This window comes from Parolsenella sp., assembly GCF_982402205.1.
Map to the genome: position 1 here is coordinate 1 of NZ_CEVYAT010000113.1, position 5,334 is coordinate 5,334.

Here is a 5,334-nt window from a genome sequence, read left to right on the forward strand (position 1 = left end):
ATGTGGGCCGAGGCCCTGGCCGCCCTCGATGAGCGCTACGAGGAGCAGGTCGTCATGGAGGCCGCCGCGGCGCCGCAGGTGGTCGTTACCACCTCGGCGGGCGACGAGCTCGACGAGCCCGAGGGCCTCGAGCCCAACACGGCCTTCATCCCGTTCAAGCCCCAGGCCGGCCACCCTGAGGTCGTCGACACCGAAAGCTACGTCGACATGCTCGTCGACCAGGAGCTCGCCCGCAACGAGAGCCCCTCGGTGCGTCGCCTCGCGCGCCACAAGCTGCGCGACTACTTCAAGGTCATTGACGGCACGGGCGACATCAAGAGCGCCCGTCACCTGGCCGCCCAGCAGGCGTAGGGCATGGGGGCGCCCCAGACGCACGCGCATGAGAAGAGCGCCCGCCGCATCCCCTCGTGGGTGCGGCGGGCGCTCGTCGTGGCGTGGATCGCCTTCATATGGAGCAGGTCGCTCTTCCCGGGGCCCGTCTCGAGCACCCAGAGCAACTTCGTGGTCGCCGTGCTCCAGCCCCTCCTCGAGGCCATGGGCATTCACGAGTGGAGCCAGATGACCTTCCTCGTGCGTAAGACCGCGCACTTCCTCGAGTACACCGTGCTGGGCGTCCTTCTCGCCCTCACGAGGGACGAGGGGAGCCCGTGGTGGCCCCGCGTGCTCGTGGGCGTGGCCACCCCCAGCGCGGACGAGACGATCCAGCTGTTCGTGCCCGGCAGGAGCGGGCAGCTCACCGACGTCATGCTCGACTGCGCGGGGGTGGCGGTGGGGATGGCCCTCGCTACAGGTATTCGATCTGCGCTCCGTCGACGTCGCAGGTAAGGATGTGCGTGGCGCACTGCGGGAAGCGCTCCTGCAGACGCACCTGCAGAAACTTCGCGACGATGGTGTCGTCGGTCACGGCCATGAGGGTCGAGCCCGAGCCAGAGATCCACATCGTGGCGGCTCCGCCCTCGAGGCAGGTGGCGCGGATCGCGTCGTAGTCGGGGATGAGCGTGCGGCGGTAGGGCTCCTGGATGAGGTCGTCGTTGGCGGCCGCGATGAGCGAGTTGTCGCCCGTCTCGAGGCCGCGCGTGAGGCCCGCGATGCGGCCCATCTGCCACACGGCGGTCGACAGCGGCACCTGCTGGGGCACGACCTTGCGCGCCTCGCTCGTGTGCACCTCGTAGGGCGGCACGATCGTGAGGAAGCGCAGGCGCGGGCTCACGTCGTAGCGCAGGCAGCGCGGAAGCTCGCCGGCGGGCGTGAACGAGCACACCGCAGCACCCAGGATCGCGGGCGCCACGTTGTCGGGGTGGCCCTCGACGCGCGTCGCCATCGCCACGAGCTCCTCGCGCGTCACGGTGTGGCCCGTGAGGGCCGCGGCGGCCATGATGCCGGCGACCACGCAGGTCGAGCTTGAGCCCAGGCCGCGGGCCACGGGCACGTCGGTCTGGATGTCGATGGACACACCAAAGGGCTCCACGCCCCATTCGGCCAGGGCGTCGACGAGCGACACGTAGACGAGGTTGTGCTCGTTTTGGAACTGCTCGGGGCAGCCCGAGATCGTGAGGCTCTCGGCGCGGTCGAACGTGAAGTGCGAGTAGAGCGACACGGCCATGCCCAGGGTGTCGTAGCCAATGCCGAGGTTTGCGCTCGTAGCGGGAACGCTTATGCGGATCATGCGAGCAGCTCCTTGGCCTTGTCCTCGACGTAGGCGTTCATGCCGTCGACGGCGACGACGTCGCCGAAGCGCTCGGGCGCACTGCGCAGGGCCGAGAGGGCCGCGGGCGCGGTCGTGTGCGAGAGCTCCTCGAGGGCGTCCATGCACGCGAAGCCGCCCATGCCGGCGGTGTCGTGGTCCAGGGCCGCGAGCACGTCTGCCGAGAACTTGTAGGGGCTTGCCGTTGAGAGGACCACGCGGCAGGTGCCGTCGACGGGGCGCTGCTCGAGCACGTGGCGCGCGACCGCAGTGTGCGGGTCGAGCAGCACGCCGTGCTCCTCCCAGGTGGAGCGGATCGTGGCGCGGGTGTCCTCGTCGCTGGCGCGGCCGCAGGCAAACGTGGCGTGCAGGCGCTCGAGCAGCGCGGGCGGAATCGTGTAGGCGCCCTTCTCGGCAAGGTCTGCCATGAGGGAGGCCACGAGGTCGCAGTCGCCCTCGCTCAGGTAGAAGAGCAGGCGCTCGAGGTTGGACGACACGAGGATGTCCATCGAGGGGCTGATCGTCTTGTGGAACGGGCGGCGACGGTCATAGGTGCCGGTGGCGATGAAGTCAGTGAGGACGTCGTTGGCGTTGGAGGCCACGACGAGCGTGCGCACGGGCAGGCCCATGAGCTTGGCGTAGTAGCCGGCGAGCACGTCGCCGAAGTTGCCGGTGGGCACGCAGAAGTCGATGGCGTCGCCCACCTTGAGGGCGCCCGCGCTTGCGAGCTGCGCGTAGGCGTCGAAGTAGTAGGTCACCTGGGGTACCAGGCGGCCGACGTTGATGGAGTTGGCGCTCGACAGCACGACGTTCTCCTCGGCCAGGCGGTCGCGCAGGGCGGCGTCGGCGAAGATGCGCTTGACCTCGGTCTGGGCGTCGTCGAAGTTGCCCTCGATGGCGCAGACGGCAACGTTGTTGCCGCGCTGGGTGGCCATCTGCAGGCGCTGGACGTCGGAGACCTTGCCGTGCGGGTAGAAGACGGTGACGCCCGTGCCGGGGACGTCGGCGAAGCCCTCGAGCGCGGCCTTGCCGGTGTCGCCGCTCGTGGCGGTCACGATCATGACGTTGCGGCCGTCGCCCGCGCGCGAGACGCGCATGAGCTGCGGCAGCATCTGAAGGGCCACGTCCTTGAAGGCGCTCGTGGGGCCGTGCCACAGCTCGAGCGTCCAGTCGTCGCCGCAGGGCGAGACGGGCGTCACGGCGGGTGAGTCGAAGTTGTCGCCATAGGCGGCGTCGACGCAGGAGGCGATCTCTTCTGCCGTGAAGTCGTCGAGCAGATGGCCCAGGACGAGCTTGGCGCGGTCTTGGTAGGTGCCGGCCATGAGCGCGCCAAGCGAGGGCGCGCCGGTCGCGACGTCATCGCGGACGAACAGACCGCCGTCGTGGGCAATACCCTCGAGAATCGCCTGCTTGCTTGTTAAGGATTCGTTTCGCGAGCGCGTGCTATGGTACGTTGTCACTGCTCTTCTCCTTGCGTCGTGAGCGATGCGGGCGGGTGAGGGAGCCGCGAGCTCGCGGGCGTCCCTACCGTTCGAAGCATCATAGCGTGGAGAGGGCTCGGCGCGGCCTGCGGCGAGCCCACATGAGACAGTATGGAAACGTCTGCGTCTCCTTTGCACCCCCAAGGCGCGCGGCTCGGAGGGCCACATGATCAAGATCACTAAGTTCGGAGGCTCGAGCGTCGCCGACGCCGGCCAGTTCAAGAAGGTCAAGCGCATCATCGAGGCCGACGAGGGCCGCCGCTTCGTCGTCGTTTCGGCCGCCGGCAAGCGCAACTCTGACGACAACAAGATCACCGACCTTCTCTACCTGGTCGATGCCCACCGCACCTACCACGTCGACTGCACGGCGCTTCTCGAAGACATCAAGCAGCGCTTCGTCGACATCGCCATCGAGCTGGGGCTCAAGTACCCCATCGCCGAGAAGTTCGACGAGTTCGCGGCCAACATCAAGGGCTACACCACCGAGTACATCGTGAGCCGAGGCGAGTACTTCACCGCCCAGCTCATGAGCGAATACCTTGGCCTGCCGTTCGCCGACGCCGCCGACTACGTGCGCTTCCACCACGACGGCACGCTCGACATGGAGCGCACCTGCGACCGCATCCACGACCTGGTCGTGCGCGAGGGCAGCTTTGTGCTGCCGGGCTTCTACGGCGCCACCGCCGAGGGCGACATCCGCCTGTTCAGCCGTGGCGGCGGCGACATTACGGGCGCCATCGTGGCCCGCGCGCTCAACGCCGACCTCTACGAGAACTGGACCGACGTCTCGGGCTTCCTCACGGCAGACCCGCGCATCGTCAAGCGCCCCCGCGCCATCCGCCGCATCACATTCGACGAGATGCACGAGCTGTCCTACATGGGCGCCTCGGTGCTGCACGAGGAGGCCATCTTCCCCGTGCGCGAGGCCAACATCCCCATCGCGATCCTCAATACGAACCACCCCGAGGAGCGCGGCACGATTATCCAGGAGCGCGTCGAGCCTGGCGAGGACGACCCGGTCATCACCGGCATCGCTGGCAAGCGCGACTTCCTCACCGTGCACGTCTCCAAGACCAAGATGAGCGACTCGGTGGGCCTTCTCGCCCGTGCACTGGGCATCTTCGAGCGCTACGGCGTCTCGGTTGAGCACGTGCCCACGGGCGTCGACTCGTTTGGCGTGGTCGTCAACAGCGCCGACGTCAAGGACAAGATCTACTCGATCGTGGCCGACCTGCAGCGCGAGCTCAAGCCCGACGAGGTCAAGGTCATCGACCAGCTGGCCCTCATCAGCGTGGTGGGCCGCAACATGTCCAACCGCCCGGGCACCTCGGGCAGGCTGTTCTATGAGCTGGGCAAGAAGGGCATCAACATCAGGCTCATCACCCAGAGCTCGCAGGAGATCAACATCATCTTTGGCGTGAACAACGCCGACTTCGAGGACACCATTCGCGCCGTCTACGACGCGTTCCTTGACGAGGAGGACTAACCCATGGCCGAGCCTAAGAACGTCGCAATCCTGGGCGCCACCGGTGCTGTGGGCACGCAGATGCTCGAGTGCCTCGCCGAGCGCGACTTCCCGGTGGGCGATCTGCATCTGCTGGCGAGTCCGCGCTCCGTGGGCAAGGTCGTCGAGTGGCAGGGCCGCAAGGTCGAGGTCGAGCTCGCCTGCCCTGAGGCCTTCGAGGGCGTCGACATCGTGCTGGGCGCCGCCGGCGACGACGTGGCCAAGGAGCTCCTGCCCGAGGCCGTGCGCCGCGGTGCCACCGTGGTCGACAACTCGCACGCCTTCCGCCTCGACGCCGATGTGCCCCTGGTGGTTCCCGAGATCAACCCCGAGGACGTGGCCTGGAACCACGGCCTCATCGCGAACCCCAACTGCGCCACGATTATTGGCCTCGTGCCCACTTGGCCGCTGCACAAGCTGGGTCACGTCACGCGCATGGTCGTGAGCACCTACCAGGCCGCGAGTGGCGCCGGCGTGCCCGGCATGACCGAGCTCGAGGAGCAGCTGGGCGCCCTGGGCCGCGGCGAGGAGATTGGCGTGCCCAAGGCCTTCGCCGACCAGCTCGCCAACAACCTCATCCCCCAGATTGGCTCCGAGAAGTTCGCGGGCTACACCTCCGAGGAGATGAAGATGCAGAACGAGGGGCGCAAGATCATGCACCTGCC

5 protein-coding genes and 1 pseudogene are annotated in these 5,334 nt (G+C 67.7%); 4 read left to right on the top strand and 2 right to left on the bottom strand.

Annotation, left to right across the window (positions count from 1 at the left end):
• Positions 1–351, top strand: a pseudogene (locus AC1VTH_RS06360) (hypothetical protein); the annotation flags it as partial.
• 3 nt (positions 352–354) lie between these two features.
• Positions 355–825, top strand: a complete 471-nt coding sequence (locus AC1VTH_RS06365; protein WP_481335335.1) for a VanZ family protein — start codon at positions 355–357, stop codon at positions 823–825.
• Here the strand turns inward: AC1VTH_RS06365 and thrB are convergent.
• A complete protein-coding gene (gene thrB / locus AC1VTH_RS06370; RefSeq protein WP_481335336.1) occupies positions 785–1,666 on the bottom strand; it encodes a homoserine kinase in 882 nt (293 codons plus the stop codon). The genes AC1VTH_RS06365 and thrB overlap by 41 nt on opposite strands.
• On the bottom strand, positions 1,663–3,144 hold the full coding sequence (gene thrC, locus AC1VTH_RS06375; RefSeq protein ID WP_481335337.1) for a threonine synthase: 1,482 nt from the start codon (positions 3,142–3,144) through the stop codon (positions 1,663–1,665). Before thrC ends, thrB begins: the two co-directional genes overlap by 4 nt.
• A 187-nt stretch (positions 3,145–3,331) precedes the next feature.
• On the opposite strand from thrC, the gene AC1VTH_RS06380 reads away from it, so the two are divergent.
• Both AC1VTH_RS06380 and AC1VTH_RS06385 read left to right on the top strand, forming a co-directional pair.
• Entirely contained in the window at positions 3,332–4,651 is a 1,320-nt protein-coding gene (locus AC1VTH_RS06380; RefSeq protein ID WP_481335339.1) for an aspartate kinase, read from the top strand.
• 3 nt (positions 4,652–4,654) lie between these two features.
• Positions 4,655–5,334: aspartate-semialdehyde dehydrogenase (locus AC1VTH_RS06385; protein WP_481335340.1), on the top strand; the 680-nt coding region annotated here is incomplete at its 3' end.

What these genes read in the sequence shown, in the direction of transcription:
- AC1VTH_RS06365 (WP_481335335.1), top strand. Translation starts at nt 355, where the DNA reads ATGGGGGCGCCCCAGACGCACGCGCATGAGAAGAGCGCCCGCCGCATC.
- thrB (WP_481335336.1), bottom strand. Translation starts at nt 1,666, where the DNA reads ATGATCCGCATAAGCGTTCCCGCTACGAGCGCAAACCTCGGCATTGGC.
- AC1VTH_RS06380 (WP_481335339.1), top strand. Translation starts at nt 3,332, where the DNA reads ATGATCAAGATCACTAAGTTCGGAGGCTCGAGCGTCGCCGACGCCGGC.